The 24,699-nt window shown below is 73.8% G+C and carries 26 protein-coding genes and 2 pseudogenes; 10 read left to right on the plus strand and 18 right to left on the minus strand.

From position 1 onward, the window contains the following. Entirely contained in the window at positions 1–1,038 is a 1,038-nt protein-coding gene (locus ACYQ77_RS14090; protein WP_459711160.1) for a cation diffusion facilitator family transporter, read from the minus strand. Positions 1,039–1,115: 77 nt separating this feature from the next. On the opposite strand from ACYQ77_RS14090, the gene ACYQ77_RS14095 reads away from it, so the two are divergent. Both ACYQ77_RS14095 and ACYQ77_RS14100 read left to right on the plus strand, forming a co-directional pair. Continuing rightward, positions 1,116–1,472 (plus strand): ArsR/SmtB family transcription factor, encoded by a 357-nt coding sequence (locus tag ACYQ77_RS14095; RefSeq protein WP_459711162.1) that lies wholly within the window; start codon positions 1,116–1,118, stop codon positions 1,470–1,472. A 14-nt stretch (positions 1,473–1,486) separates the two neighbouring features. After that, positions 1,487–1,933: a TIGR03618 family F420-dependent PPOX class oxidoreductase gene (locus tag ACYQ77_RS14100; protein WP_459711163.1), complete on the plus strand. Its 447-nt coding sequence runs from the start codon at positions 1,487–1,489 to the stop codon at positions 1,931–1,933. Positions 1,934–2,267: 334 nt separating this feature from the next. Here the strand turns inward: ACYQ77_RS14100 and ACYQ77_RS14105 are convergent, their stop codons facing one another. Both ACYQ77_RS14105 and ACYQ77_RS14110 read right to left on the minus strand, forming a co-directional pair. After that, positions 2,268–5,267 (minus strand): family 16 glycoside hydrolase, encoded by a 3,000-nt coding sequence (locus ACYQ77_RS14105; RefSeq protein ID WP_459711165.1) that lies wholly within the window; start codon positions 5,265–5,267, stop codon positions 2,268–2,270. A gap of 278 nt (positions 5,268–5,545) precedes the next feature. Beyond that, entirely contained in the window at positions 5,546–6,952 is a 1,407-nt protein-coding gene (locus ACYQ77_RS14110; protein ID WP_459711167.1) for an FAD-dependent monooxygenase, read from the minus strand. Positions 6,953–7,041: 89 nt separating this feature from the next. On the opposite strand from ACYQ77_RS14110, the gene ACYQ77_RS14115 reads away from it, so the two are divergent. The 5 genes from ACYQ77_RS14115 (at position 7,042) to ACYQ77_RS14135 (ending at position 11,107) form a co-directional block, all read left to right on the plus strand. After that, complete coding sequence (locus ACYQ77_RS14115) at positions 7,042–7,620, plus strand: TetR/AcrR family transcriptional regulator (RefSeq protein ID WP_459711169.1); 579 nt, start codon at positions 7,042–7,044, stop codon at positions 7,618–7,620. A 27-nt stretch (positions 7,621–7,647) separates the two neighbouring features. Continuing rightward, complete coding sequence (locus ACYQ77_RS14120) at positions 7,648–8,376, plus strand: arsenate reductase/protein-tyrosine-phosphatase family protein (RefSeq protein WP_459711917.1); 729 nt, start codon at positions 7,648–7,650, stop codon at positions 8,374–8,376. 15 nt (positions 8,377–8,391) lie between these two features. Beyond that, the gene (locus tag ACYQ77_RS14125) at positions 8,392–8,766 is read left to right on the plus strand and encodes a VOC family protein (RefSeq protein ID WP_459711171.1); all 375 of its coding nucleotides are present in this window, start codon (positions 8,392–8,394) and stop codon (positions 8,764–8,766) included. Next, positions 8,763–9,998 (plus strand): APC family permease, encoded by a 1,236-nt coding sequence (locus ACYQ77_RS14130; RefSeq protein WP_459711173.1) that lies wholly within the window; start codon positions 8,763–8,765, stop codon positions 9,996–9,998. Before ACYQ77_RS14125 ends, ACYQ77_RS14130 begins: the two co-directional genes overlap by 4 nt. Positions 9,999–10,165: 167 nt before the next feature. Beyond that, the gene (locus tag ACYQ77_RS14135; RefSeq protein ID WP_459711175.1) at positions 10,166–11,107 is read left to right on the plus strand and encodes a sensor histidine kinase; all 942 of its coding nucleotides are present in this window, start codon (positions 10,166–10,168) and stop codon (positions 11,105–11,107) included. Here ACYQ77_RS14135 and ACYQ77_RS14140 read toward each other — a convergent pair. Together ACYQ77_RS14140 and ACYQ77_RS14145 are read right to left on the minus strand one after the other, a co-directional pair. Beyond that, positions 11,085–12,860 carry a hypothetical protein gene (locus ACYQ77_RS14140; RefSeq protein WP_459711177.1) on the minus strand — a complete coding sequence of 592 codons (1,776 nt, stop codon included), beginning with the start codon at positions 12,858–12,860 and terminating at the stop codon, positions 11,085–11,087. The two genes, ACYQ77_RS14135 and ACYQ77_RS14140, sit on opposite strands and share 23 nt — an antisense overlap. Continuing rightward, positions 12,857–13,531: a response regulator transcription factor gene (locus tag ACYQ77_RS14145; protein WP_459711179.1), complete on the minus strand. Its 675-nt coding sequence runs from the start codon at positions 13,529–13,531 to the stop codon at positions 12,857–12,859. Before ACYQ77_RS14145 ends, ACYQ77_RS14140 begins: the two co-directional genes overlap by 4 nt. A 91-nt stretch (positions 13,532–13,622) precedes the next feature. On the opposite strand from ACYQ77_RS14145, the gene ACYQ77_RS14150 reads away from it, so the two are divergent. Continuing rightward, complete coding sequence (locus tag ACYQ77_RS14150; protein WP_459711181.1) at positions 13,623–15,407, plus strand: Hsp70 family protein; 1,785 nt, start codon at positions 13,623–13,625, stop codon at positions 15,405–15,407. Positions 15,408–15,553: 146 nt separating this feature from the next. Continuing rightward, positions 15,554–16,056 (plus strand): annotated as a pseudogene (locus ACYQ77_RS14155) (integrase core domain-containing protein); the annotation flags it as partial. On the opposite strand, the gene ACYQ77_RS14160 reads toward ACYQ77_RS14155, so the two are convergent. Beyond that, on the minus strand, positions 16,029–16,373 hold the full coding sequence (locus ACYQ77_RS14160) for a hypothetical protein (protein WP_459711183.1): 345 nt from the start codon (positions 16,371–16,373) through the stop codon (positions 16,029–16,031). The pseudogene ACYQ77_RS14155 and the gene ACYQ77_RS14160 sit on opposite strands and share 28 nt — an antisense overlap. 69 nt (positions 16,374–16,442) lie before the next feature. Continuing rightward, positions 16,443–17,231, minus strand: a complete 789-nt coding sequence (locus tag ACYQ77_RS14165; RefSeq protein ID WP_459711185.1) for a hypothetical protein — start codon at positions 17,229–17,231, stop codon at positions 16,443–16,445. 110 nt (positions 17,232–17,341) lie between these two features. On the opposite strand from ACYQ77_RS14165, the pseudogene ACYQ77_RS14170 reads away from it, so the two are divergent. Further along, a pseudogene (locus ACYQ77_RS14170) lies at positions 17,342–17,611 on the plus strand (short-chain dehydrogenase); the annotation flags it as partial. Here the strand turns inward: ACYQ77_RS14170 and ACYQ77_RS14175 are convergent. The 11 genes from ACYQ77_RS14175 to ACYQ77_RS14225 all read right to left on the minus strand — a co-directional run bounded on the left by ACYQ77_RS14175 (position 17,605) and on the right by ACYQ77_RS14225 (position 24,679). Further along, positions 17,605–17,844 (minus strand): hypothetical protein, encoded by a 240-nt coding sequence (locus tag ACYQ77_RS14175; RefSeq protein WP_459711941.1) that lies wholly within the window; start codon positions 17,842–17,844, stop codon positions 17,605–17,607. The pseudogene ACYQ77_RS14170 and the gene ACYQ77_RS14175 sit on opposite strands and share 7 nt — an antisense overlap. Positions 17,845–18,034: 190 nt before the next feature. Next, entirely contained in the window at positions 18,035–19,153 is a 1,119-nt protein-coding gene (locus tag ACYQ77_RS14180; protein WP_459711943.1) for a hypothetical protein, read from the minus strand. After that, positions 19,150–19,548, minus strand: a complete 399-nt coding sequence (locus ACYQ77_RS14185; protein WP_459711187.1) for a hypothetical protein — start codon at positions 19,546–19,548, stop codon at positions 19,150–19,152. Before ACYQ77_RS14185 ends, ACYQ77_RS14180 begins: the two co-directional genes overlap by 4 nt. Further along, a complete protein-coding gene (locus tag ACYQ77_RS14190; protein ID WP_459711189.1) occupies positions 19,545–20,453 on the minus strand; it encodes a phytanoyl-CoA dioxygenase family protein in 909 nt (302 codons plus the stop codon). Before ACYQ77_RS14190 ends, ACYQ77_RS14185 begins: the two co-directional genes overlap by 4 nt. Next, positions 20,446–21,090 carry a hypothetical protein gene (locus ACYQ77_RS14195; RefSeq protein WP_459711191.1) on the minus strand — a complete coding sequence of 215 codons (645 nt, stop codon included), beginning with the start codon at positions 21,088–21,090 and terminating at the stop codon, positions 20,446–20,448. Before ACYQ77_RS14195 ends, ACYQ77_RS14190 begins: the two co-directional genes overlap by 8 nt. Further along, positions 21,087–21,452 (minus strand): globin domain-containing protein, encoded by a 366-nt coding sequence (locus tag ACYQ77_RS14200; RefSeq protein WP_459711193.1) that lies wholly within the window; start codon positions 21,450–21,452, stop codon positions 21,087–21,089. The genes ACYQ77_RS14195 and ACYQ77_RS14200 overlap by 4 nt, the downstream gene beginning before the upstream one ends. Further along, complete coding sequence (locus ACYQ77_RS14205) at positions 21,452–22,414, minus strand: aminotransferase class I/II-fold pyridoxal phosphate-dependent enzyme (RefSeq protein ID WP_459711195.1); 963 nt, start codon at positions 22,412–22,414, stop codon at positions 21,452–21,454. The genes ACYQ77_RS14200 and ACYQ77_RS14205 overlap by 1 nt, the downstream gene beginning before the upstream one ends. Further along, entirely contained in the window at positions 22,408–22,875 is a 468-nt protein-coding gene (locus ACYQ77_RS14210; RefSeq protein WP_459711196.1) for a glycine-rich domain-containing protein, read from the minus strand. Before ACYQ77_RS14210 ends, ACYQ77_RS14205 begins: the two co-directional genes overlap by 7 nt. A gap of 84 nt (positions 22,876–22,959) precedes the next feature. Then, a complete protein-coding gene (locus ACYQ77_RS14215; protein WP_459711198.1) occupies positions 22,960–23,094 on the minus strand; it encodes a hypothetical protein in 135 nt (44 codons plus the stop codon). A gap of 95 nt (positions 23,095–23,189) precedes the next feature. Further along, positions 23,190–24,104 (minus strand): serine hydrolase, encoded by a 915-nt coding sequence (locus ACYQ77_RS14220; RefSeq protein ID WP_459711200.1) that lies wholly within the window; start codon positions 24,102–24,104, stop codon positions 23,190–23,192. Between the two features lie 14 nt (positions 24,105–24,118). Then, positions 24,119–24,679 carry a TetR/AcrR family transcriptional regulator gene (locus ACYQ77_RS14225; protein ID WP_459711202.1) on the minus strand — a complete coding sequence of 187 codons (561 nt, stop codon included), beginning with the start codon at positions 24,677–24,679 and terminating at the stop codon, positions 24,119–24,121. Positions 24,680–24,699: the final 20 nt, after the last annotated feature.

Consider the following 24,699-nt stretch of genomic DNA (forward strand, 5'->3'; position numbering starts at 1 on the left):
TCAGCCGCGGTGGTGCGAGATCAGCTCGTGCTGCGCCACACCGCGCGGGCCCGCAGGCTGGGTGTGCACGGTCGCGCGGTCGAGGCGCGGCAGTGCGTGGATCAACCGGTGCTCCACGTCGTGGGCGATGGCGTGCGCGTCGACGAGGCTCAGGTCGGGGTCGACGTCCACGTCGACCTCCGCCGCCAGGCTGTGGCCGTGCCACCGCAGGCGCACCCAGCCCACGCCGAGGACGCCGTCCGTCGCACGCACGACGTGCTCGGCGCGGTGGGTCAGCGCCGGGTCGACCGCGTCGAGCACCCGGCTGAACACCTCCTTCGCCGCGCCCCACAGCACGGTCGCGATCGCCGCGGCGATCGCCAGGCCGATCACCGGGTCCGCCCAGCGCCACCCGAGTGCCGCGCCGCCCGCGGCGAGCAGCACCGCGAGGCTGGTGAACCCGTCGGTGCGGGCGTGCAGGCCGTCGGCGACGAGCGCGGCCGAGCCGATCCGGCGGCCGACCGTGATGCGGTAGCGGGCGACCAGTTCGTTGCCCGCGAAGCCGACGACGCCGGCCACCGCGACCCAGCCCACGTGCGCCATGTCCCTCGGGTCGACGAGCCGGTCGACCGCCTGCCATGCCGCGAGCACCGCCGACGACGCGATCACGACGATGATCACCAGCCCGGCGAGGTCCTCCGCGCGGCCCAGGCCGTAGGTGAAGCGGCGGGTGGCGGCCCGCCTGCCCAGCACGAACGCGATGCCCAGCGGCACCGCGGTCAGCGCGTCGGCGACGTTGTGCAGCGTGTCGCCGAGCAACGCGACCGAACCGGTGAACGCGACCAGCACCGCCTGCGCGACCGCGGTGACCATCAGCGCGCCGAAGGAGATCCACAGCGCGCGCATGCCCTGCCTGCTCGCCTCGAGCGCGTCGTCGGTCATGTCGGCGGTGTCGTGGCTGTGCGGGGTGATCGCGTGGCGCACGCCTGCCCACAACCGCACCCACCGACCCGCCCGGTGCCCGTGCCCGTGTCCATGGCCGTGCCCGTGTCCGCTCATGCCGGCCAGGATATGTGCTCACTTGCGCACGCGACAACACTGCAACTGCCAGGTATGGGCAATGGCAGGATGTGCTCATGTACGCACGCGACGCCGGACCGGACGCGCCGCACTGGCGTGACCTGCCGCCGGCGGACCAGGTCGACGTCGCCGTGGAGTCGTTCCGGATGCTCGCGGACCCGACGCGGCTGCGCATCATGTGGCTGCTGTCCGGCGGCGAGTACGACGTGACGACCCTCGCCACCGCGGTCGGCATCGCCCGGCCCGCCGTCTCGCAGCACCTCGCGAAGCTGCGGCTGGCCGGCCTGGTCAGCACCCACCGCGACGGCAGGCGGGCGCTGTACCGCGTGCGCGGCGGGCACGTCCGGCGCATGCTGGGTGAGGCGCTCGAAACCGCGTACCACCAGGTGTCCGGCGCACCGGACCACGACTGAGGGACACCGTCACCATGGCCGATCTCGCCGCGTTCGCCGAACTGATCCCGCTCGACCACGGGCTGTGTGTCGTCAACACCCTTCGGGGTGACGGGAGCGTTCAGTCGTCCGTGGTGAACGCCGGCGTGCTGGACCACCCGGCGCGTGCGGAGCGCGTGGTCGGACTGGTCGCCATGGGCGGCTCGCGCAAGCTGCGCAACCTGCGCGCCGACCCGAGGGTCACGGTCGTCGCGCGGGCCGGGTGGCGGTGGGCGACCGTCGAAGGGGACGCCGAGATCGTCGGGCCCGACGATCCGCACCCCGGGATCGACGACGATGCGCTGCGACTGCTGTTGCGGAACGTCTTCACCGCGGCGGGCGGCACGCACGACGACTGGGACACCTACGACCGGGTCATGGCCGAGGAACGGCGGGCCGCCGTGCTGATCACGCCCCGCCGCGTCTACACGAACCCCGCGTGACCGAACCGACGCCCACCACCGCGCCTCATCCGCCGCCACCGAACAGCACGGAGTGAACCCCGGAAACCACGGCACCGAACCGGAACCGGCCCCGCACCCCGACCACGGCCGGCAAGATCAACCCCGGCCTCCGGCCCCCCGAACTCCAGCGTACCGAGCGCCACCGACAACAACGACCGTCGACCGCCGAGTTGTCCACAGGCGAACGAGGTACGTCCACAAGCGACGGCCCCGAAATCCAGCCTGGGGAAGACCACCGACGGAACCGCCCGCCAGCGACCCGGTTGTCCACAAAGAAAGGGGGGCCCGGACACGAAGCCCGGGCCCCGTCGGATCAGCTCAACGGTGTGACCCACACGTTCCGGAACTGCACGGCGTTCCCGTGGTCCTGCAGGCGGATGGCACCGGTCGACGGCCCCTCCGGGATGGACCCGCCGGTCACCCCTTCGATGGCGACGTCGTCGTGCACCAGCACGCCGTTCCACACGAGGGTCACCCGGGCGTCGGCCACCTTGACGCCTGCCGCGTCGTACCGGGCGGCGCGGAACCAGATGTCGTAGCTCTGCCACGTCTCCGGCGGCCGGGCCGCGTTGACGTCCGGTGCCTTGCGCGTGTAGATCGCGCCCGCCTCGTTGTTGGCGAGCGTGGTGTCGCCGTACGAGTCGAGGATCTGGATCTCGTACCGCTCCTGCAGGTACACACCGCTGTTGCCGCGGTCCTGCCCGGTCACGTCCGGCGGCAGCTGCGGCACCTTGAACTCGACGTGCGCGCGGAAGTCGCCGAACGCCTGCTTCGTCCGCAGGTCACCGTTGCGCACCTGCATCGCGCCGCCGCCGACCAGTGGCCAGCCCGCGACGCGGCCGTCGGTGTGCCGCCACTCGTCGGTGTCCTCGCCGTTGAACAGCACGATCTTCTCGCCCGGCTCGCGGACCGAGATCAGGTCGAGGTTGACGTGCCCGGTGTCCTCGTCGTCCACCTTGTACTGGACGGTGTTCAGCCCGCCGCGCAGGCGCACGACCTCCGTCTTGGTGGCCCACTCCTCCCACGTCACGGTGGTGGGCAGCACGACCTGCTTCACCTTGGCCCCGTTGACGTACATGCTCACGGACTTGTCGCCGGAGAACGGGTTCGGCCCGTTCGAGTAGCGCAACCCGACCTCGTAGCTGCCCGGGTCGTCCACCCGCACGTGCATCGTCGTCGACGCGCCCTTGTTGCCGAACCGGTCGACGAAGCCGATGCCGGTGTAGCCGCGGTGGTCGGTGTTCACCCCGGCGCCGCCCTCGCGGTTGCCTTCCTCCGCCTCGTGGAACACCTGGCGCTCGTGCCTGCCGGGGATCGCGTTGAGCGTGTACCACGCCTCCGTGCTCCACAGCTCCTCACCGTTGTCCGCGGCGAACGGGCGCGGCGAGCGCAGGTGCACGACGTGATCGGTCTTGAGGCCGGTGACCTTCAGCGTCACGGTCCTGCGGTCGGCCGACACCTGCGCCGACGTGACCGCCAGGGTCTCCTCGTCGACCTTCGGGCCGCCGTACTGCTCGGTCGCCGCGTACCGCCACTGCGTGACCCGGTACGCCGCGCCCGCGTCCTCGGCGATCTTCGCGACGGTCTCGGCCGACAGCGGCCGGGTGTAGGTGACCGTGAAGCCGTCCTTCGTGGCGCTCATCGACTTCATGTCGAACGTGTTGGCGCCGTTGGGGGTCAGCTTCTGCAGACCGAACTTCAGCTTGCCTTCCTGGCCCCAGTTGCCGTCGGCGCCGAGGCCCGCGACGTAGATCGCGCCGTCCGGGCCGATCGTGGTCTCGGTCAGGCCGGACTCCAGGCCCTGGGTGTGCCGGAACAACGCGCCCTGGTACTCGCCGTTGACCTTCTCCAGGTACGCGCGCTGCAGGCCGCCGTAGGTGACGTCGCCGATCAGCAGCTGGCCGGCGAACTGGCCGGACCGCAGCGTCACCGGCATGCCCGGCGAGTTCGCGATCTCGTTCTGCGGCATCCACAGCACCGGCTTGGTGACCGGGTTGGCGTCGTACGGGCCGTCCGGGTTGGTGTAGTGGTTGAAGAACCGGTTCTGCTTGATGTGCACCAGCTTCGACGCGGGTAGCCAGCCGCCCTGGTTGTCGGTCACGAAGACCTCGTTCTTGGGGCCCCAGCCGATGCCGTGCGGGGTGCGCAGGCCGCCCGCCACGTAGGTGATCTTCCCGGTCGCGCGGTTGACCACGATGCTGGTGCCGCGGTTGGCCGCGGGCTGCGGGTCGGTGGTCGCGCCGCCGTAGTTGATCGCGACGGACAGGTTCAGGTAGAAGTTGCCGTCCCGGTAGAGCAGGCCGAACGCGAACTCGTGGAAGTTGCCGCCGAACGGCCAGGTCGCGACGGTCCGCTGCGTGTCGATGACGTCGTCGCCGTCGGTGTCGCGCAGCTCGGTCAGCTCGTGCTTCTGCGAGACGTAGATCATCCCGTCGACGACCTTGAGGCCCATCGGCTCGCGGAGCCCGCTCGCGATCTTCTTGTAGGTGACCTTCGACGGGTCGGTCCGGCCCGTGACGCCGTCGAGGAGGTAGACCTCGCCGAGGGTGTTGAGGCTGCCGCCCCACGTGGCGATGACGAGCCGCCCGTCGGCCGTCCAGTCCATCCCGGACACCTGCGGCTCGAAGCCCGCCGGGCGCAGGTCGGTCAGCGTGTAGTTCGGGTTGACGTCGTTGAGCGGCAGCCCGTCGCCGGGGCTGTCGGTCTGGCCCTCGCACTCCTTGCGGCCGGGCGCGGTCACGCGCACGACACCCGCGTCGGTGGAGAGGACGGAGTTCGGCACCGTGGCGAAGTCCGCGGCGCCCGGGGGCCGCCAGCCCAGCCGGAGCACCTGCTCGCCGCCCGCCTCGAAGTACTCGACCCGCAGGGAGTGGTAGCCGGCGGCGAGGGCGATCGTGCCGTCCTTGGACGTCTCGCCGTGCAGCCCGTCGTGGTCGATGACGAGCTGGTCGTCGATGTAGAGGCGCGAACCGTCGTCGCTCGTCAGGCGGAACGCGTAGTCCCCGCCCTCACCGATGTCGATGTTGCCGAGCGCGTGGGTGACGAAGTTGCTCTCGAACCCGAACTCACCGCCGGTGGTCCAGTCGATCGTCGGCATCAGCTTGTCGACGTTCGGCGTCTGCCCCGGCTTGAGGGTGCAGATCTCGCTCGACGGCACCTGCACGTCGTAGGTGCGGAGCGTGACGCCGGGCTCCTGGGGTGGCAGGTCCTGGGCCTGCGCCTGCGGCGTCATCGCCACGAGCGAGCCCAGCACGCCGGCGCTGAGGAGACCGGCGAGGCCTCTCCGCCGACGGCGCCGCGATGGTAAGCGCATTCTTCCTCCTTGAAGATCACCGAGCCCGGGCCCGGACGTGCCCAAGGAGGATCTTTGCGCCAAACCAGCAAAAGTTCTAGGACCTTTCGCAGTATTCCGACGTTCTTTTGATGCAAGCAAGCGAAAGAACTACGGACTGCTACCGCCGGGCGAGGCTTGGTCCCAGGCAGGGCGGCGAGGACATGGAGCGCCGAGGCGGGCTGGTGCGCCAGGAGCCTACGGCGCTCGGACGGTGAGGGACGGGCTCGGGGCGCGCTGAGGTGAAGGACCCCCGTCGGCTAGCGCCGCGGACCGGTCAGCTCCGCCAGGGCGCGGTACAGGTCAGCGACGTCCGTGCCCGCCCAGCCCACGTACCCGTCGGGCCGGATCAGCATCAGCGGGCCGCCGGGCACGGCGGGCGGCACCGCGTCGACGCGGTCCTCCCATCCGTCGACGTCGGCCGCGCCGACCAGGACGAACCGCTGGCCGCGCAGTGCCTCGTACAGCCGCCCGCCCCCGGCGAGCGGGACGTCCGCCGCACGCGTGCCGACGAGCTCGTGCGCACCCGCGGGCGCCGGGTACGTGTACCCGATGCCGGTCAGCTGACCGAGGAACCGCTCCGCGATCCGCGGCGTCGACAGTGCCCGTCGCGCCACCATGCCGCGCAGGGCCTGCCCGATGCGGGACTTCAGCATGGCGGCACGGATGATCGCCCCGCTGCTGCGCAGCACCGCCTTGCCGACCGGGTGGCGCTCCGCGTGGTACGTGTCCAGCAGGGCGTCGGGGGCACCGCGCAGCACCGCGGCGAGCTTCCAGCTCAGGTTGGCCGCGTCCTGCAGTCCCGTGTTCATGCCCTGCCCACCCGCGGGCGAGTGGACGTGCGCGGCGTCGCCCGCCAGGAAGACCCGGCCCACCCGGTAGCCGGGCACCTGGCGCTCGTCGCTGTGGAAACGGGACAGCCACCGGGCGTCGTGCATGCCGTAGTCCGTGCCCAGTGCGCGCCGGGCCACGTCGCTGACCTCCGCCAGCGTCAGGGGCTCGTCGTCGGGCACCGACCGGCGGCGGTCCCACGCGAACACCCGGTAGTAGCCGTCGCCGAAGGGGGCGATGAACGCGAACGCGTCCCCGACGCCGTTGACCGCCAGCAGCTCGTCCGGCTCCTCGGCGACCCGGACGTCGGCCAGCATGATCGACTTCAGGATCGACTTGCCGGGGAACGGCTGGCCGACGGCCGCCCGCACCGCGCTGTGGTAGCCGTCCGCGCCGACCACGTAGGCCGCGCGGTACGTGGTGTCCCCCGCGACGACCGTGACGCCGTCGCCGTCCTGGCGCACGCCGGTGACGGCGACGCCGTGGACGATCTCCACACCCGCCTTCAGCGCGCGCTCGCGCAGCAGGTTCTCCACGTTGTACTGCGGGGTGATCAGCAGGAACGGGAAGCGGCTCGGCAGCTCGCCGAGGTCGACCTGGACCCGGTCGAACAGCCGCAGCCGGTCGAGCGCGGCGCCCATGGGCAGCAGCTCGTCGGCCAGGCCACGCGCGTCCAGCTGCTCCGACGTCCTCGCGTGCACCCCGAACGCGCGGGACAGGTTCGACACCGTGCCGTCCCTGCGCTCCAGCACCGTGACGGCCACCCCGGCCTCCGCCAGGTCGCCCGCCAGCAGCAGTCCGGTGGGGCCCGCCCCGACGACGATCACCTCGGTCATGACGCCCTCCTGGAAGTCAACATCTGTTGACTTCCACTACACACCCGCGGGACTGGCTTGTCAACACCTGTTGGCCTACAGTTGTTGACATGGTGAGCACAGACCGGCCCCGGCGCTCCGGCGCCACGAAGGAGGCCATCCGCACCGCCGCGCGCGAGCGGTTCGCGGCCGACGGCTACGAGCGCGCGACCATCCGCGCCATCGCCGCCGACGCCGGCATCGACCCGGCCATGGTCATGCGCTACTTCGGCAACAAGGAGAAGCTCTTCGCCGCGGCCGCCGAGTTCGACCTGCGCCTCCCCGCCATGACCGGCGTGCCGGCCGGCGAGATCGGCGCGCGGCTCGCCGGGCACGTGCTCGACCGCTGGGACGGCGACGAGACGCTCATGGCGCTGCTGCGCGCGGCGGTCACCAACCAGGCGGCGGCCGAGCGGATGCGCGAGATCTTCGCCGCCCAGCTGGGGCCCGCGGTCCTCGCGATCGCGCCCGGTGACGCCCCCACCCGCGCCGGGCTCATCGCCACGCAGGTGCTCGGCCTGGTCCTCACCCGGTACGTCCTGCGGCTGCCCCCGGTCGTCGCCATGGACCGGGACACCCTGGTCGCCTGGCTCGGCCCGATCCTGCAGCACTACCTCACCGGCGAACCAAAGCACATCAAATCAGTTTGATGTATTGTCCCGGGTGTGCCGGTGCCGATGCTGATGCGCATGGCCGCCCACCCGCTGCGCTGGGCGCTGATGACCGAGCTGGCGGGCAGTGACCGCCGGGTGCGGGAGCTGGTCGCCGCCGTCGGTGAGCCGCAGAACCTCGTGTCCTACCACCTGCGGCTGCTGCGCTCGGCGGGTCTGGTGACCGCGCGGCGCAGCACGTTCGACGGCCGCGACACCTACTACCACCTCGACCTGGCCCGGTGCGCGGCCGCGTTCGGCGACGCCGCCACCGCGCTGCACCCCGCGCTGGCACCCGTGCAGCGGGGGTGGCCGAAGGGCAGTTCGGTGCTGTTCCTGTGCACCGGCAACAGCGCGCGGTCCCCGATCGCCGAGGCGCTGCTGCGCCACCGCGCCGAGGACGTCGACGTCGCCAGCGCGGGCAGCCACCCCGCGCCGGGGATGAACCCGAACGCGGTGCGGGTCCTGCGCGAGGACTACGGCATCGACCTCGAACCCCGGCCACCGCGGTCGCTGGACGCGCTGGCCGGGCGGCGGTTCGACCTCGTGATCACCTTGTGCGACAAGGTCCGCGAGGTCCCGCGCGACCACGGCGACGCCGTCACCGCGCACTGGAGCCTGCCCGACCCGTCCGGCGCGGCGTACCCGGAGTTCCGGCGCGTCGCGCAGGAGATCGACACGCGCATCGCGTTTCCGCCGGGGGTCTGGGGGACCGCTCCCCCAGACGTGTCCGCCGCTGTGACTCCGCCGCTGTGACAAGGAGGTCCGACCATGACAACTGAACCGGCCAGTGTCCGCTACCTCGTCGACGACGTGGCCGCCGCCGTCGAGTTCTACACGACGCACCTCGGCTTCACCGTCGCCTTCGACCACTCCCCCGGCTTCGCCGACGTGCGGCGCGGCGCGCTGCGCCTGCTGCTCTCCGGGCCCACGTCCTCCGGCGCCCGCGCGACCCCGGAGGACGCGCGCAACGCCGTGTCCCGCAACCGGATCCACCTCGTCGTCGACGACCTCGACGCCGAGATCGACCGCCACCGCGACGCCGGGCTGACCTTCCGCGGCGACGCCGTGTCCGGCCCGGGCGGGCGGCAGATCCTGCTCGCCGACCCCGCGGGCAACCTCGTCGAGCTGTTCCAGCCCGCATGACGGCGAGCCTGAGCAGGCGCCTCGGGGTCACCGACGCCGTCGTCATCGGGCTCGGCGCGATGATCGGCGCGGGGATCTTCGCGTCCCTGGCGCCCGCCGCGCGCGCGGCGGGACCGGGTCTCCTGCTCGGCCTGGCGGTCGCCGCGGTGGTCGCTTACTGCAACGCGACCTCGTCGGCGCGGCTCGCCGCCCGCTACCCCGCCTCCGGCGGCACCTACGTCTACGGCCGCGAACGGCTCGGCCCGTTCTGGGGTTACCTGGCCGGCTGGAGCTTCGTGGTCGGCAAGTCGGCGTCCTGCGCGGCGATGGCGCTGACCGTCGGCACGTACGTCTGGCCGGGGCACGCGCACGCCGTGGCGGTGGGCGCGGTCGTGTTGCTGACGGCCGTGAACTACGGCGGTGTGCAGAAGTCCGCGTGGCTGACCAGGGTCGTCGTCGGCGTCGTCCTCGCGGTGCTCGCCGCACTCGTCGCGGCGGCGTGCACCGCGGGCGACCCGTCGTGGGCGCGGTTGGACCTCGGCGGCGCCACCACGGTCACCGGGGTGCTGCAGGCCGGCGGGTTGCTGTTCTTCGCGTTCGCGGGCTACGCGCGCATCGCCACGCTCGGCGAGGAGGTCCGCGACCCGGCACGCACCATCCCGACGGCGATCCCGGTCGCGCTGGGCATCGCGCTCGTCGTGTACGCGGCGGTCGCCGCCACGGCGCTCGCCGTGCTCGGCCCGGCGCGGCTGGCCGGCGCGACCGCGCCGCTGTCGGAACTGGCGCACGCCACGGGTGTCGGCGCGCTCGAACCGGTCGTGCGCGTGGGCGCCGCGGTCGCCGCGCTGGGGTCGCTGCTCGCGTTGATCCTCGGCGTGTCCCGCACGACCCTGGCCATGGCCCGCGACCGGCACCTGCCGCACGCGCTGTCCGCCGTGCACCCGCGTTTCCAGGTGCCGCACCGGGCGGAACTGGCCGTGGGCGTGGTGGTCGCGGTCGCCGCCGCGAGCGTCGACCTGCGCTCGGCGATCGGGTTCTCGTCCTTCGGGGTCCTGCTGTACTACGCGGTCGCGAACGCGTCCGCCTGGACCCTGACGGCGGCGGAGCGGCGGCCGCCCCGCGCGGTGCCCGTCGTCGGGTTCCTCGGGTGCCTGCTGCTCGCGTTCACGTTGCCATGGCCGTCGATCGTGGCCGGCGCCGCGGTCGTGGCGCTCGGGGCCCTCCGGTACGCGGTCCGCGGCAGGCGTGCCTGACCGAAGTCCGGCCCGAACGGGACCTTGGGCCCTGGTCCGCGGCAGCCGGGGTACGCCAAGGTCTTCCTTGCCGTCCCGGCGGCGGGAGCGCACCAGGTCCTGGGGGTTCGCTGGTACGCCGTGCTCTCGCCCCGGGACGGTCCAACGCGGTGCGTTACCGTCGGCGGGTGCGGGACTGGCAGGTGGGCGGGGCGCTCGCGGCGTACCTCGCGGCCACCCAGGAGCCGACCCCGGCCGGGCTGGCCGAGGTGGTCGGCACGGCGGCGGGGGCGACGGGGTGCGCGCTGACGGTCGCGGGCGAGCGGTACCTCTGGGGCGTGGACACCGGGCCGTGGCTCGAGCACCCGGTCACCTACCAGGGCGAGGACATCGGTGTGCTCGCGATCGCGCCGACGGGCCCGGCCGGTGAACTGGCGGCGGCCGTCGCGGCCCCGCTCGCGCTGGTCCGGCTGGCGGCCGAGACCGACGCGCTGCGCCGGGAAGGCGACGCGGCGGCCCGCGAGCTGATCGACGACCGGTGGCGCGCCGCCGCCGAGATGGAGGCGGAACGCCGCGGCCTCGAACGCGACCTGCACGACGGCGCCCAGCACCACCTGGTGGCGCTGCGGATGTCGCTGGGCCTGCTGGAACACGCGGTCGCGACGGGCGGGGTGCGGGAGCGGGTCACGGACCTGCTGGCACGCGTGGACAACGCGGAACGCGTACTGGTCGACACGGCGGGCGGCGTGCTGCCGATCGCGCTGGTCGCGGGCGGGCTGGCGGCGGCGCTGACCGAGGAGCTGGCGAGCCACCCCGAGGTGCTGCTCGACGTGGCGGGGCTGCGCCGCCGCTATCCGGCGGTCGTCGAGTCGGCGGTGTACTTCGTCTGCCTGGAGGCGGTGAACAACTCGCGCAAGCACGCCCCGGGTGCACGGGTGACCGTCACCGTGCGGGACAGCTACCGGGGCCTGGAGTTCACCGCGACCGACGACGGCCCCGGTTTCGACGTGGCCGCGGCCGGTTCCGGGCTGCACAACCTGTCGGCCCGCGCCGCCGCCGTCGGCGGGACGGTCGAGGTCCGCTCCGCCCCCGGGCAGGGCACGCGGATCAGCGGTGTCGTGCCGCTTTGAGCAGGCCCTCCGCCGTCCGCACCAGCACGTCCCACGCCACGCGTTCCCGCGCCCCGGTCGCCGGGTGGGCCGCGTGCGCCCGCCACCGCCGGACCGTCTCGCCCGCCGCCACGCGGACCGCGTCGTCGCTCGCGTCGGCGGCCAGTCCCAGCCGCGCGCGCGGGTCCGGGCCGTCGGCGCCGAGCAGCCGTGCGACGTCCGCGCCCGACTCGCCGGGGGGCAGGCGGACGTCGCCTGCCCGGATGCGGTCGAGGAGGTCCAGTTCGGCCAGTTCGTGCGCCTCCGCGGCGATGCGTTCGACCGCCCACGACAGCGGGTGGTTCGGGCCGACCAGGGCCGTCGCCGTGACGATGGCGCGGCGGGCGGCGAGCACCGGGCGCCACGCGGCGAGGTCCGCCGCCAGGTCGGCGACGCTCGCCGACTCGGACAGCACCACCCGCTGCCGGCCGCGGCGCAGCGCTGTGCGGAACGCCTCCGCGGGCGGCACCAGGCACAGCACCGCGTCGATCGCGCCCCTCGGGCCGTCGTCGGCGAGGAACTCCGCCGCCAGTGCCGCGTCGGCGGGCCCGTCGGCCACCACGACCACGGCACCGCCCGGAACGGCCCCGTCGGGCGGCCCGCCGACGACCGCGATGCGGGGTGGCGCGGCCATCCGCGCGGCGATCGCGTCCCAGCGGTCCCGCTCCTGGCCGTCGCCCGCCAGGCTCCTGCCGCGCCGCACCAGGTCCCGCGCCTGCCGGTAGAGCGGGCTGCCCTCCAGCGGCGGCGCCGCGGCCTCGGCGACGGGTTCGATCCGGTCCAGCACCCGCACGCGCACCACCGCGGTGTCCCCGGTGACCTGGCACTCCATCGCGCCGCCGAGCACCGCGAGGCGCTGCGCGTCGTGGTCGAGCGCCGCGCGGAGCGACCGCGCCGACAGCGGACCGGCGGGCGCGGTGATCGTCACCCGCAACGCGTCGTCGCGCAGGAAGTCCACGACCACCGGCTCGTCGGCCGACAGCCCGGCCAGCAGGTTCAGCACGGCCGCGACCGCGTGGTAGAGCCCCGACTCCACCTGCCAGCCGACGCGCCTGCCGAGGTCGCCGCGGAAGTGGACGGGCCGCGACACGGTCGCCGCGAGCTCCTCCAGCGCCGCGCGCGGGCCCCGGTCGGGCAGCATCGCCGGGTACACGCCGCGCACGATGGTGCGGAAGTTGTCGAGCAGGTCGTCGAGGAAGGCGCCCGCCCCGGCGACGTCCGCCGCGGTCGGGTCACCGTCCGCCAGCGCGGTGAGCCTGGCCCGGAACTCGGCCAGGTCGCGCAGGGTCGTGGTGGTGATCGCGCCGACGAGCCTGCGCCGCTCCAGGTCCCGCACCTCCGCGAGCCGCTCCCGCGCCGACGTCACCTCGGCGCGCAGCCGCTGCGCGCGCTCGTGCGCGCGGTCCCGCTGCGCCCGCAGCCGGTCCAGCCGCAGCGCCACCCCGAGCCACGTCGCGGTATCGCGCAGGATCGTGCGTTCGCCCGCGCCCCACCGCCACGGCCCCGCGAGGTACACGACCCCGCCGCCCGCGACCGGTTCGCGCAGCACCTCACCGGTGCGCGCCCCGCCGGGGTGCTCCGGCCACGACGCGACGGTGACGACGCGGCCGTCCGCGCCGGCCACCTCGTACCCGGCCCGCCCGCCGACGGCGTCGACCAGGTTCCTGACGAGCGCGCGGACCAGCTCCTCCGGTGGCACGGTCGCGGCCAGCCGGTACGGGTGGGTGTATCTCACCCGCTCACCTGCCGCGCCCGCAGGTAGGCGAGCACGGCGAGCACGCGGCGGTGGTGCACGGTCTGGTCCCCGGGCAGCTCGAGCTTGGCGAAGATCGCCGCGATGTGCTTCTCCACGGCCTTCGTCGACAGGAACAGTTCCTTCGCGATGCCGTTGTTGGCGCGGCCCTCCGCCATCAGGCGCAGCACGTCCAGCTCGCGTTCGGACAGCGACGCGATGCCGCCGCCGCCCTCCCCCGCCCCGCCTGCGGGCACCTGCACGAGCCGCTTGGCGAGCACCGGTTCGATCACGATCTCCCCGGCCGCGATCCGGTCGAGCGTGTCGGCGAGCACCCGCACGCCCGCGATCCGTTCCTTGAGCCGGTACCCGATGCGCTCGGCGCCGATCTCCAGCACCCGCATCAGGTAGTGCGTCTCGGCGTGGTGCGACAGCAGCAGCAGACCGGTCTCCGGGCGCAGCGCGCGGACGCGTTCCGCGGTGGTCAGGCCGCCGTCGGGCTCGGGGGGCATGCGGATGTCGAGGATCGCCACGTCGACCGGTTCGGTGGCGACGATCCGGACCAGCGAGTCGCCGTCGCCGACACAGCCGACCACCTCGTGGCCCGCGGCCTCCAGCAGCAGCACCAGCCCCTCACGGAACAGGGCACCGTCCTCCGCGATCGCGACCCGCACACCGCTGAGCATGCCACTGTGCGCTGTGAGCGCGGGCACCCGGTCCCACTACGATCGACGCGCGGTTGCCGGGCGAACGCGGGGAGTTGTCATGCGGTACGGACTGGGCGTCGACCTCGGGACGTCGTTCACGGCCGCCGCGGTGCACAGCGTGGACGGCACGCGCATGGTGCCGCTGTCCCCCCAGGTCACCGTCCCGTCGGTGGCGTACGCGAGCCCCGACGGCACGCTGCTGACCGGCACGGCGGCCGAGGCCGCGGCCCGCGACGGCGACCTCGGCAGGCTCGCGACCGGGTTCAAGCGCCGCGTCGGCGACCCGACCCCGCTCGTGCTCGGCGGTACCCCGTACTCGGCGGACGCGCTGATGGCGGCACAGCTGCGGGACGTCGTCGAGGCCGTGACCAGGGCGCGGGGCGGCCCGCCGGAGACCGTCGTGCTCACCTGCCCCGCGGTGTGGGGCCCGTACCGCCGGGAGCACTTCGCGGAGGTGCCGCGGCTCGCGGGCGTGCGTTCCTGCCACGTCATGACCGAGCCCGAGGCGGTGGCGGCGCACTACTCGATGGAGCGGCGCCTCGGCGAGGGCGAGGTCGTCGTGGTGTACGACCTGGGCGGCGGCACGTTCGACACCACCGTCCTGCGGATGGGCCCGCGCGGACTGGAGATCCTCGGCACGCCCGAGGGCATCGAGCACATGGGCGGCATGGACTTCGACGAGACCGTGCTCGCCGGCGTCGACGACCGGCTCGACGGGGCGGTCAGCGCCCTGGACCGGTCCGACCCGGTGGCCGCGGCGGCGCTGGCGGAGATCCGCGCGTTGTGCGTGCGGGCCAAGGAAGAGCTGTCCACCGAGCCGGACGTGACGCTGACCGTGCCGCTGCCGTCGGGGCCGCGCGAGCTGGTGCTCACCCGGCTGGAGCTCAACGAGATGCTGCGGCCGTCGGTGCTGCTGACGGCGGACGCGGTGCGCCGCACCATCGCCTCGGCCGGGCTGCGCACGGCGGACGTGTCGGCGATCCTGCTGGCCGGCGGCTCGGCACGCATCCCGCTCGTGGACCAGGTGGTGTCCGCCGAGTTCGGCCGGCCGGTGCGGACGGCGCTGCACCCGAAGTACACGGTCGCGCTGGGCGGTGCGGCCACGACCCAGCGCGTCACCGCGACCCGCGTGCACACGCAGGCGGCGCCCGTCCCGGCGAAGCCGCGCCGCCGGTGGCGGGTCCCGGCCGTGGCGGCGGCCATCGCCGTCGTCGCGGCGGCCGTCACCGCACTGGTGCTGGTCGACCGTGGCGACCCGCGGCCCGCCGGCACCGCGGGCGGGCGCACCACGCCGCCGTCGACGCTGGAGGTGTACAACGACGACGGCCCGGTGCCGCCGTACACCAGCTTCATCGCGTCGGCGGACAACTGGGCCGGGGTGGACATCGCGGACGGCGCGGTCCAGACCGCGATCAGCGCGACCCCGGGGGACGACGGCCTGCGGGTCACGTGGGCGGGCGGCGCGCCGGGGCAGATGTACCTGCAGAACCCGACCGCGACCGAGGACAAGCAGGCGTACCTGGACGCCGACGGCGCGCTCGTGTTCGACGCGGTCGTCCACGACGGCCCGGCGAGCCTCGTGAAGGTGGGCGTGCACTGCGGCTACCCGTGCGCCGCCGAGGTGGAGGCCACGCACCTGTTCCGCGACCTGCCACGGGGCCGACGCACGACGGTCACGATCCCCTTGTCCTGCTTCAAGGAGAAGGGCCTGAACATGCGTGCCGTCAACACCCCGTTCCTCGTCTACACGACGGGCGCGTTCGACGTGACCTTCTCCGCCGTCCGCTGGGAACCGAACGCGGCGGGCAACCCCGGCGCCACCAGGTGCGCCGACCTCAACTAGGTGTGATGTCCAAGGGCGTTGTCCTGGTTCGAGGAGGTGACCTGTCGTAGGCAGGTGAAGGCCTCTGGTTGTGAAGTGGAGCTGTCCAGGAATCGCTTCACAGTCCGGAGGCCTTCGTGTCCCACCCCAACGCTGCGTTGGCCCCGCCTGCCGGTCAACGGCACGCCCGCCACGAACCCGCTATCAGGACCGCGTTCCTGCACACCGTGATCGACGACCCTCCCGCGTCGCCCACCTCGAAATCCACACCGACGAGAAAGCCGCCACCGCCACCAGCGTGCTGCACCGAGCGGTCGCCTGGTGCACCGACCACGGCGTCACCGTCGAACGCGTCCTGTCCGACAACGGCTCCTGCTACCGCTCCCGCGCCTGGCAAGCCATCCGCGCCCAGCCGGGCATCCGCCACAAACGAACCCGCCCCTACCGGCCACAAACCAACGGCAAGATCGAACGCTGCCACCGCACCCTCGCCGACGAGTGGGCCTACGCCCGCTTCCACACCTCCGAAACCGAACGCAGACAGGCCCTACCCAGCTGGCTCCGCACCGACAACCACCACCGACCCCACTCCGCCATCGGAGGCAAACCTCCCATCACACGACTGACCAACCTCCCTGAACATCACAACTGGCGGGTGGCGATCGTGTAGTTGGCCGGCCGCAGGGCGGGCGGCAGCGCGTGCACGAACGTCCCGACGTCGGCGAGGTCCACCCCGGCGGCGACGTGCAGGGTCCGGCCGCGGGTGGCGGCGGAGCAGCGCACGGGCCGCACGACCGGCACCGGCCGCCCGGCCGGGTGGATGACGGCACCGTCCGCCGTGGGGGTGGTCGTCAGCCCGTTGCCGGGCGCGTAACCGTGGTACCGCCACAGGTCCCCGAGCGAGGGCGGCTGGCACGGCATCGGCCGCAGCCGGGGTGCGAGCAACCGCCAGGCGCGGTCGTCACTGGTGACGGGCGGTGGAACCATGGTGCGCTCCGTGTTCTGCCGGGATACCCCTCCTCCTCTGACACGGCCGCGCGGCCCGGAAACGTTCGGTCAGTCCCCCGGCCGGTGCGTGGTGATGCCCCCGCGCAGGTGCCCCACCTGGATCGTCGTGCCGGTGTGCACGCCACCCCGCACCACGTTGTGGACGCTGCCGGGCGGTTCGTCCGCGCCGGTCCGCTCGTCCGGGCGGGCGGCCACGCCGTGGGCCAGCAGGTCGCCGCTGAGGTTCGGCACGTACAGGTGGACCACGCCGGTGTACTCCTTGACCCGCACGGCGGCGGGCACCAGCCGGGACGCGGGCAGCGTCGCGTACCCGCTGGCCACCACGTCCTCGAACACGCGCTCCGACAACGCGACCGCGAGGAAGGTGTGGTCGGGATCCGACCGGTTCAGCAGGTCGCGCACCACGTCCGCGTCCAGCAACCGGTGCGTCGTGATCACCGTGCCGCCGACGACCGACGTCCGCCCGTCGTCGTCCGGCGCCCGCACCGGGCCGACGTTCAGGCTGGCACGCATCCGCAGCCGCAGCCCGCGGCCGTGCGCCCGGAGCCGCACGTCCCGCTCGGCGAGCACGTCCTGCAGCGCGTCGAACAACCGGCTGACGACCGCGGGGAGGTACCGCGTGCCGAACCCGACACCCATGCCGTCGCCGGTGTTGTGCGGGAACAGCGCCTCGCGCCACACGTGCGCGAGTCCCGCGCGCTCGAACGCCAGCGCCAGCACGTCGGGGATCGCGTCCGCCAGCACCGACTGACCGACGTCGTCGTTGCCGCCGAACCCCTTCGCGTCCACCACGAGCACCGCCCGGTAGGGCGGCAACTCGTCATCGTCGTCCGGCATGGAACTCCCCCGTTCTCGTGGAGCACAGCGTCCCTCCACCATCGCGTGTCCGGCGCCGGAACGCCACCACCGCGGAAACCGCTAGAGTCTCCGGCGTGCGGACCGTGGTCATGACGGGTGGCACCGCCGGTCTGGGGCGGGTGGCCGCGGGGCGGTTCGGGGAATCACGGCTCGTTCTGGGGGCACGCACCGCACAACAGGGGACACTCCCGCTGGACCTGACGCGGCTGGCGAGCGTCCGTGCGTTCGCGGCGGCGGTGGACGCGCCGACGATCGACGTGCTGGTCCTCAACGCGGGCACGCAGCGTCCGACGAACGCGACCACCACCGAGGACGGCTTCGAGACCACCTTCGCCGTCAACCACCTCGCGCACTACCTGCTGCTGCGGCTGTTGCTCCCCCGGCTGACCGGCACCGTGGTCATCACCACCAGCGACACCCACGACCCGAGGACCAACGCCTTCGCCGCGCCGCGGGACCTGGACCCGGAGGCGCTGGCGCGCCCGGGACGTGGCGGCTTCACGGCGGGTTTCCAGGCGTACGCGGCGTCGAAGCTGTGCAACATCCTCACCGCCAGGGCGCTGGCCGCCGCCAACCCGGAGCTGCGCGTCATCGCCTACAACCCGGGCTTCACGCCGGGGACCGGCCTGCAACGCGAGTGGCCCCGGTGGGCGCGGGCGGCGGTGACCGTCGGCAAGGTCATGCGCCCGGTCGCCCGGCTGGCCGGCGTCGACGAGGCCGGGCACGCACTCGCCGACCTCGCCGAGGGCCGCATCACCCCACCCGATGGGCGGATCTACGCGTCACTGGTCAAGCGCCGCGTCACGTGGCCGGACCCCTCCGACCTCGCCCGGCGCGACGACCTCATGCACACCCTGTGGCGGGACAGTGCGCGCATGGTCGGTCTCGCACCCTGCCACCGCGTCCGCCACGTCCTGTGCGCTCCCCCACCGCAGGTCGGGTGGCGGCACCCGGCCTGCGGTGGCGAACCGTTCGACGAGCGACCACAGGACCCGGCCGTCGCCCGTGGCGTCGGTCGCGGCGACGTGCGCCGAGCGGTCGGCCAGGTGGCGGGCGACCCGGCGTTCGCGCGACTCGGTCAGCGTGTTCAGCACGATCGTGGGGATCCCGTTGCGGACGGCGTGGCTCGTCGTCGAGCCGCCCATCGTCAGGACCACCGCGGACGCCACGTGGTAGGCGTCCAGGCGGCCGGTCGCGCCGACGCACCACACGTTGCCGGGTGGCGGCGCGCCGAGCAGGTCGGCGACCGCGGCGGCGGGCAGCGGCACCACGAGCACCGCGTCCGCCGGTGCGTACCGCCAGGCGTCGACCGCCGTGCGCAGGGCGGCGCGGAAGTAGGCGACCTTCGTCGGGTGGTACGAGCCGAGGGAGACGGTGACGACGAGCCCCGTGTCCGGCAGGCCGAGCGGCGCACCGCCTCTCGGCGTCATGCGGACGATCGGGCCGATCGCGGTCACCTTGTGCCGCAACGCCGCCGGCACCGGATCCACCTCGGGCCAGCTCGCGAGCAGGACGCGGTCCGCCGCCGCGAACGCCCGCGCGCCCACGCCGTAGTGCCGGAACGAGCACACCACCAGCACACACCGCACCCCGTCGGCCCGGCAGAGCAGCGGCGCGAGGCACAGCTCGTCGGACACCACGACCCGGTCGGCCGTGCCGCGCTCGGCGAGGTGGCGGCGGATGCGGTAGGCGGCGTACGCGGAGTGGTCCGCGTCGTCCGGCACCCGCAGGTCGTGGCACGGCATGCCGACCAGGTCGAAGTAGCCGACCGCGCTGCCCGCCGCGGCGACCGCCACGTCGCTGATCCCCGGGCGGCGCACCAGGTCCGGCACGACGGCCGCGGTGCGTGCCGCGTGTGCCCAGCCCATCCCCCGGCACAGGTAGTCGACCCGCACGCTCACGCCACCACCGCGGTCGGGTCGACACCGCGGTCGGCGAGGTACCTCGCCGCGGGCCAGTAGTCCACGACATCGGCCGTCAGCGGACCGAACCGGTCCAGGTAGCACGCCAGCCACTCGACGCACAGCGCCGCGGGCTCGCCGGACGGCACCACCCGCACGTCGACCAGTTCCGGCGCGTCCGGCGCCACCTCCCGCCACAGGCCGGGCCGTTCGAGCAGCGCGAGCCAGACGTCGCCCAGCTCCCGCGACAACGGCAGCAGCACGCCGGACATCGCCGCCGCGATCGCGAGTCCCCGCAGCAGTTCGCGGACGCGCAGCTGCGCCACCTGCTCGTCCGGCACGATCCCGGCGACCGCGGGCGCGAGCCGCCGGGCGGTGTCGTCCAGCTCGGTCACGGCACGAACCGCGACGTGCCTGCCGGCGTCGCCAGGTCGAACGCGCCCGCGGCGACCAACGGCAGTCCCGGCGGCACGGTCATCCCCGGGTCGCCCGACCAGGCGGCCGGGTCGTCGTCGAGCACCCCTGGCACCCCGATCGGCAGGGTGTCCTGCGGGGCGACCGCGGGCAGCAGCTGTTCGCGCGCCATCGGGTCGTCCGGCCGCTGGAAGCGGGCGTCGACGGAGATCCGGTTGAGCGTGCCGCGGTTGGGGGCGGTGGCGTGCACGGTCAGGCTGTGGAAGACGACCACGTCGCCGACGTCGCAGACCGGTTCGACGAGGTCGCTCTCCCGCACCCCCGTGGCGGGCGGCAGGTGGTTGGCGGCGGTGCGCTCACCGAGGCCGCGCAGGCCGCCGCGGTGCGACCGCACCTCGAGCCGGATGCCGCCGGTCTCGCACCGGTGCAGCGGCGTCCACGTGGTCAGCACGTCCTGGGTGCCGTGCACGAACCGGTAGTCCTGGTGGTAGGGCACGGTCCACGTGTCCAGCCCGGTGCCCGGCTTGTTGAGCCGCAGCCACCGGCGCGGGTGCAGGAACGGCGCCGGGACCTCGAGCACCGCGCCGAGGAACGCGGCGAGCCGGGGGTGCCGGAACAGCGCGCCGTTCGACGGGCACATGAACAGCGCCCTGCGCAAGGCGAGCAGGTCGTCGTCGCCCGCTTCCGCGCGCAGTCGCGACCACGTCCAGTCCTGTCCGGACAGCGCGGCGAACGCCGTCGTCAGCTCCTCGCGCAACCGCAGGACCGCCTCGGCGGGCAGCGCCGCGCGGAGCAGGGCACAGCCGTCCTCGGCGAGCGCCTTGCGGACCGGTTCGGCGAGACCGGTCCGGTCGTCGTCCGTGCCGGAAAGGTCGAACTCATGCATGGGAACCACCTCCGTTTCCGTCGGCCAGCGCCACGACGCCCGGGTGGCCGGGGCCGGCGTACCACGCCCAGTACCGCTGGAAGTTGTCCCGGCACACCGCCGCCGGCCCGTCCAGGCCGAGCCGCTCGTACACGGTGGCGAGCAGCCGCCACAGCATGGGCAGGCCGAGCGAACGGCGGCGCCACAGCGCGCCCCGCCGGTGCAGGCGCGCGCGGACCGGTTCGAGCACCACCAGTGCCACGCCGTCCGACAGTCCACTGTGGAGTACCTGGCCGAGGACGAGCATCGCCGCGTACTGCGCCACGAGCTGCTCGACCACCCAGGACAGCAGGGTCCGGTAGCTGTGCCCCGCCTCCGCGAACCGGCCCGCACGCGCGTACAGGTCGCCCAGCATGCGCCAGGTGTGGTGGTCGAACGGCACGCGGGCGGCTTCGTAGAGCGCCAGCGCCTCCGCCGGCACACCACCGCGCATCAGCGTCCAGGCGAGCCGGTGCCGGACCGCCGCGATCCGCTCTGTCTCCTGTGGACAGTCGCGGGTCAGCGCCGCCAGCGTCGACCGGTAGGCCGTCGCCGCGTCCCGGACCCGTCCCGCGCGCAGGCAGGTGTCGCCGTCGTCCTCGGTGGTGGCCGCGGTCATCGCACGTTCACCAGCGCCTCGGCCTCGGCGGCGAACCACCGCGAGAGCTTCGCCCGGTCCGCCTCGGTGACCGCGACCCCGGCGAGCGCGGTGCGCATGTGCCGCAGCCAGCGGTCCCGCAGGTCCTCGGTGATGGGGAAGGGCACGTGCCGGGCGTGCAGGTCGGGATGCCCGCGCGTGCTGAAGTAGGTCAGCGGACCGCCCCAGAACTGGACGAGGAACCACCCGAGGTGCCGCGCCGCGACGGTGAGGTCGGCGTCCGGGTAGAGCGCGCGGAGCACCGCGTCCTGCGCGACCTCCGCGTAGAACCGTTCCGCCAGCTCGGTGAGCAGCTCCTCGCTCGCGACGCGCAGCCCCGCCATCAGCGGCCCCGCAGTGCGGCCAGCGCGTGCACGGTCGCGTGGTCGGCGCGGAACCGCAGCACCCGTTCCCGGGGGAACACCGTCGCGCCGGTCGCCTCGACAAGGCTGCTGACGTGCGCGCAGGGGTCGGCGAACCGCGCGTAGACCACGCCGCCGACGGCCGGGCCGACCGTGCCGCACGGCAGCAGGGCCGCGGCGTGGCCGGCGCATTCCGCGCGCACCGCCCGCGCCAGGGCGACCATGTCGCGCCATGCCCGGCGGCCCGCGTCGGAGAACAGCACGTCCAGCGCCGCGACCTGGAAGGCGTCGAGGCCGAACGGGCCTGCCGCGGCCTCGATCGCGGCGACGACGTCCTCGGCGGCGATGAGCACACCGAGCCGCGCGGCTGCCAGTCCGGTCGACTTGGCCAGGCTGGCGCAGAACACGCCGCGCCCGGTGAGCAGGCCGCGCACGGCGGGCAGGACCGGCTGGTCGGCGAGGTCGTCGTAGGTGCAGTCGACCACCGCGGGGAGCGCGCCGGGCGCGCACAGCCGGGCCAGGTCCGCGTACCCGGTGACGTGGCCGGTCGGGTTGTTGGGCGTGCACAGCACCGGGATCCGGTCCGGTGGTGGCGGTGTCCCGGCGTCGTACGCCGACCAGACGGCGCCCGCGCGCTCGGCGGCGGGGACGAACCCGGACCAGCTCGGCCGGGGCAGCGCGAGCGTGCTGACACCGTCGGGTGCCCCCGCCCGCACCGCCCACGCGAACGCGAGCTCCACCGCCTCGCGGCAGCCACGCGTCGGCAGCACGTTGGCCGCGGCGACGCCGTAGTGCGCGGCGATGCGTGCCCGCAGCCCGTCGGATGGTTCGGGATAGCGGCGCCACGGCGTGGCGGCCAGCGCGGCGAGGACCTGTGCCCGCAACGCCGCCGGGAAGTCCACACCGGACTCCAGCAGCTCCGCGGCCGGGCGGGCGGTCAGCACGGCACGCGGGCGGCCGAGTTGACCGCGTCGAGCGAGATGCCGTGGACGTCGTGCAGGTACTGGACGATGCTCCAGTACCTGGCGCGTTCCGGCGTGAAGTCGCCGAACCTGCTGACGTAGGCCGGCAACCAGAACATCAGCTCGTCGAGCAGGTTCGGGTTCGCCGGGCCGGCGACGTACTCGTCCAGCTCGATCGACTGGTGGTGGACGAACCGGCCGCCGGGCAGCCGCGCGCACAGCTCGGCGTAGAACCAGGTCTGCAGGATCAGCTCGTGCCAGACCTCGTCCACCTCGCGGGTCATCGGGATGAACAGCGGTTCGCTCTCCGACGCGATGATGAGGAACTTCAGGCATTCCTCGGTCTGCACGCGCAGGTCGCCGGGGTCGCGGTCGCCGAGCCTGCGCCCGAGCGTCGCGTAGACCGGGGCGGGGACGTAGTGCTCGATGCCGGGAAAGCCCATGGCTCGTCGCTCCTCTGGCTGGGGTGGGGAAGGGCGGGAGCCCCGTTGGCGCGACACCGGCGGGACCCCCGCGTCCTGCGCTGGTCAGCAACCGCTCCAGCAGTACTCGGCGTACTCGCCGAGTTCCTTGACGTCGACCCCGCCCTGGGCCTCGATCAGGCCCTTGAGCTGGTCGAGCGTCAACGCGGGCCGGTTCTCCACAGCGGTCTGGATCTCCATCTGCACCCTTTCTGTTTGACGACAGCCGACCGCACCGACTGTCCTCGCCCCGGGCACAATCCCGGATCAGGCGCCGCACACCTGCGGCACAACGCTCACCCGACCAGCGCCGCCGTGGCCTCTTCGGCCACTGTGGACAGACGGTCGCGGGCGCCTTGCGCGGTCGTGTACGGCTGGATGGACAGCAACGCGATCGCGTAGGCGTGGCCGGTGCGGCCGTCGTACACGACACCCGCGCTGTGCAGCAGGTAACCGGCGGGCGCGTAGGGCACCCAGGCCTGTTTGGCGTGGCTCGCCGGCGACGCGCCCCGGTGCAGCACGCCGTAGTGCTGGGCGAACCCGTCGGTGGCGACCGCGGTCGCGGACGAGAGGGCGCCGACGATCACCGCGCCGTCCGCCGGGGCCATGCCGCGCAGGACGTGCCGGAAGAGCGTGACCATGTCGGCGGCCGTCACCTCGACGTCGCCCCACGTCTCCGCGGACCCGGGCGGGAGGGTCGCGGTGAGTTCCAGGCGCTCCGCGACCCGGCGGACCGCGCCCGCGCCGTCGTGCTCACCCCACAGGACGTTCATGGCACCGTCGTCGCTCGCCGACAGCGCGCGGTGGAGGAGGTCCCGGTCTTCCTGGGTCAGCGCCGAGGTCTCGTCGAGCACGTCGACCGCGGTGAGGAGCTTGGTCAGCGAGGCGGCCATGAACGGCCGGTCGCCGTCGGCGCCGACCGCGTGGTCACCGGTGTGCAGGTTGGTGACCGCCACGCCGAGGGTCATGCCGGGACCGGCCGCGTGCTCGGCCGCCGCCACCAGTTCCCGCGCGGGGACGGGTGGCGCCTGCGGGGTGCCGGTCCCCGGTTCCGCGAGGGCCTCGACCGTGGTGGACGGCGGGGCCGGGGTCGTACCGGGTGACCGGGCGGTGACCGGTCCGGGTCTCGTCGCCGGCCACCCGACCACCGCCGCGAGCGCGACCGCCACGATGGCGAGCCACACCAGGAGGCGGGGTCTCGGTCCGGACATGCCTCATCGTAGGCTCAGCGCGGCGCCAGGCCGTCGAAGACGACCGCGAGCACGCGGTCCTTCACCTCGTCGTCGACGTTGGGGTTCGCGGCCGCCCGTGACGTGCCCACCAGCAAGGCGTACACCTCGGGAAACTCCACGTCGGACCGGACCGCGCCCGCCTCCTGCGCGCGGCGCAGCAGCACGCCGATCGCCCGGCGCAGGCCGTTCGCCGCCTGTTCCGCCTCGCTGTCGTGGTCGCCGCCCGCGTCCAGCAGCGCCTCGCCGATCGCGATCTTGGTGGCCGCGTCGGCCACCACCTCGGCGAAGAACCCGAAGAACGCCGGGCCGGGCGCCGCGGCCTCGGCCACCGCCTCGGCCCGGGCGCGCAGGCGCTCGAAGCGCCGGGCCAGCACCGCGGACAGCAGGTCCGCCTTCGTCGGGAAGTGGCGGAACACCGTCGCGATGCCCACTCCGGCCAGGCGGGCCACCTCCTCGGTGGACGCCGTCTCGCCGCCCCTGCCGAAGACCTCCTCGGCCGCGTCCAGGACGCGCGCGCGGTTGGTGCGCGCGTCCGCCCGTTGTGCCCGTGCCATCGCTCCACCCGTTGACGTCC

The organism is Actinophytocola sp. KF-1 (assembly GCF_054661535.1).

Excerpts from the sequence above, each read along its gene's own strand:
- ACYQ77_RS14090 (WP_459711160.1), bottom strand. The coding sequence starts at position 1,038 with ATGAGCGGACACGGGCACGGCCATGGACACGGGCACGGGCACCGGGCG.
- ACYQ77_RS14095 (WP_459711162.1), top strand. The coding sequence starts at position 1,116 with ATGTACGCACGCGACGCCGGACCGGACGCGCCGCACTGGCGTGACCTG.
- ACYQ77_RS14100 (WP_459711163.1), top strand. The coding sequence starts at position 1,487 with ATGGCCGATCTCGCCGCGTTCGCCGAACTGATCCCGCTCGACCACGGG.
- ACYQ77_RS14105 (WP_459711165.1), bottom strand. The coding sequence starts at position 5,267 with ATGCGCTTACCATCGCGGCGCCGTCGGCGGAGAGGCCTCGCCGGTCTC.
- ACYQ77_RS14110 (WP_459711167.1), bottom strand. The coding sequence starts at position 6,952 with ATGACCGAGGTGATCGTCGTCGGGGCGGGCCCCACCGGACTGCTGCTG.
- ACYQ77_RS14115 (WP_459711169.1), top strand. The coding sequence starts at position 7,042 with ATGGTGAGCACAGACCGGCCCCGGCGCTCCGGCGCCACGAAGGAGGCC.
- ACYQ77_RS14120 (WP_459711917.1), top strand. The coding sequence starts at position 7,648 with ATGCTGATGCGCATGGCCGCCCACCCGCTGCGCTGGGCGCTGATGACC.
- ACYQ77_RS14125 (WP_459711171.1), top strand. The coding sequence starts at position 8,392 with ATGACAACTGAACCGGCCAGTGTCCGCTACCTCGTCGACGACGTGGCC.
- ACYQ77_RS14130 (WP_459711173.1), top strand. The coding sequence starts at position 8,763 with ATGACGGCGAGCCTGAGCAGGCGCCTCGGGGTCACCGACGCCGTCGTC.
- ACYQ77_RS14150 (WP_459711181.1), top strand. The coding sequence starts at position 13,623 with ATGCGGTACGGACTGGGCGTCGACCTCGGGACGTCGTTCACGGCCGCC.
- ACYQ77_RS14160 (WP_459711183.1), bottom strand. The coding sequence starts at position 16,373 with ATGGTTCCACCGCCCGTCACCAGTGACGACCGCGCCTGGCGGTTGCTC.
- ACYQ77_RS14165 (WP_459711185.1), bottom strand. The coding sequence starts at position 17,231 with ATGCCGGACGACGATGACGAGTTGCCGCCCTACCGGGCGGTGCTCGTG.
- ACYQ77_RS14175 (WP_459711941.1), bottom strand. The coding sequence starts at position 17,844 with ATGACGCGCAGCTCCGGGTTGGCGGCGGCCAGCGCCCTGGCGGTGAGG.
- ACYQ77_RS14190 (WP_459711189.1), bottom strand. The coding sequence starts at position 20,453 with ATGCATGAGTTCGACCTTTCCGGCACGGACGACGACCGGACCGGTCTC.
- ACYQ77_RS14195 (WP_459711191.1), bottom strand. The coding sequence starts at position 21,090 with ATGACCGCGGCCACCACCGAGGACGACGGCGACACCTGCCTGCGCGCG.
- ACYQ77_RS14200 (WP_459711193.1), bottom strand. The coding sequence starts at position 21,452 with ATGGCGGGGCTGCGCGTCGCGAGCGAGGAGCTGCTCACCGAGCTGGCG.
- ACYQ77_RS14210 (WP_459711196.1), bottom strand. The coding sequence starts at position 22,875 with ATGGGCTTTCCCGGCATCGAGCACTACGTCCCCGCCCCGGTCTACGCG.
- ACYQ77_RS14215 (WP_459711198.1), bottom strand. The coding sequence starts at position 23,094 with ATGGAGATCCAGACCGCTGTGGAGAACCGGCCCGCGTTGACGCTCGAC.
- ACYQ77_RS14220 (WP_459711200.1), bottom strand. The coding sequence starts at position 24,104 with ATGTCCGGACCGAGACCCCGCCTCCTGGTGTGGCTCGCCATCGTGGCG.
- ACYQ77_RS14225 (WP_459711202.1), bottom strand. The coding sequence starts at position 24,679 with ATGGCACGGGCACAACGGGCGGACGCGCGCACCAACCGCGCGCGCGTC.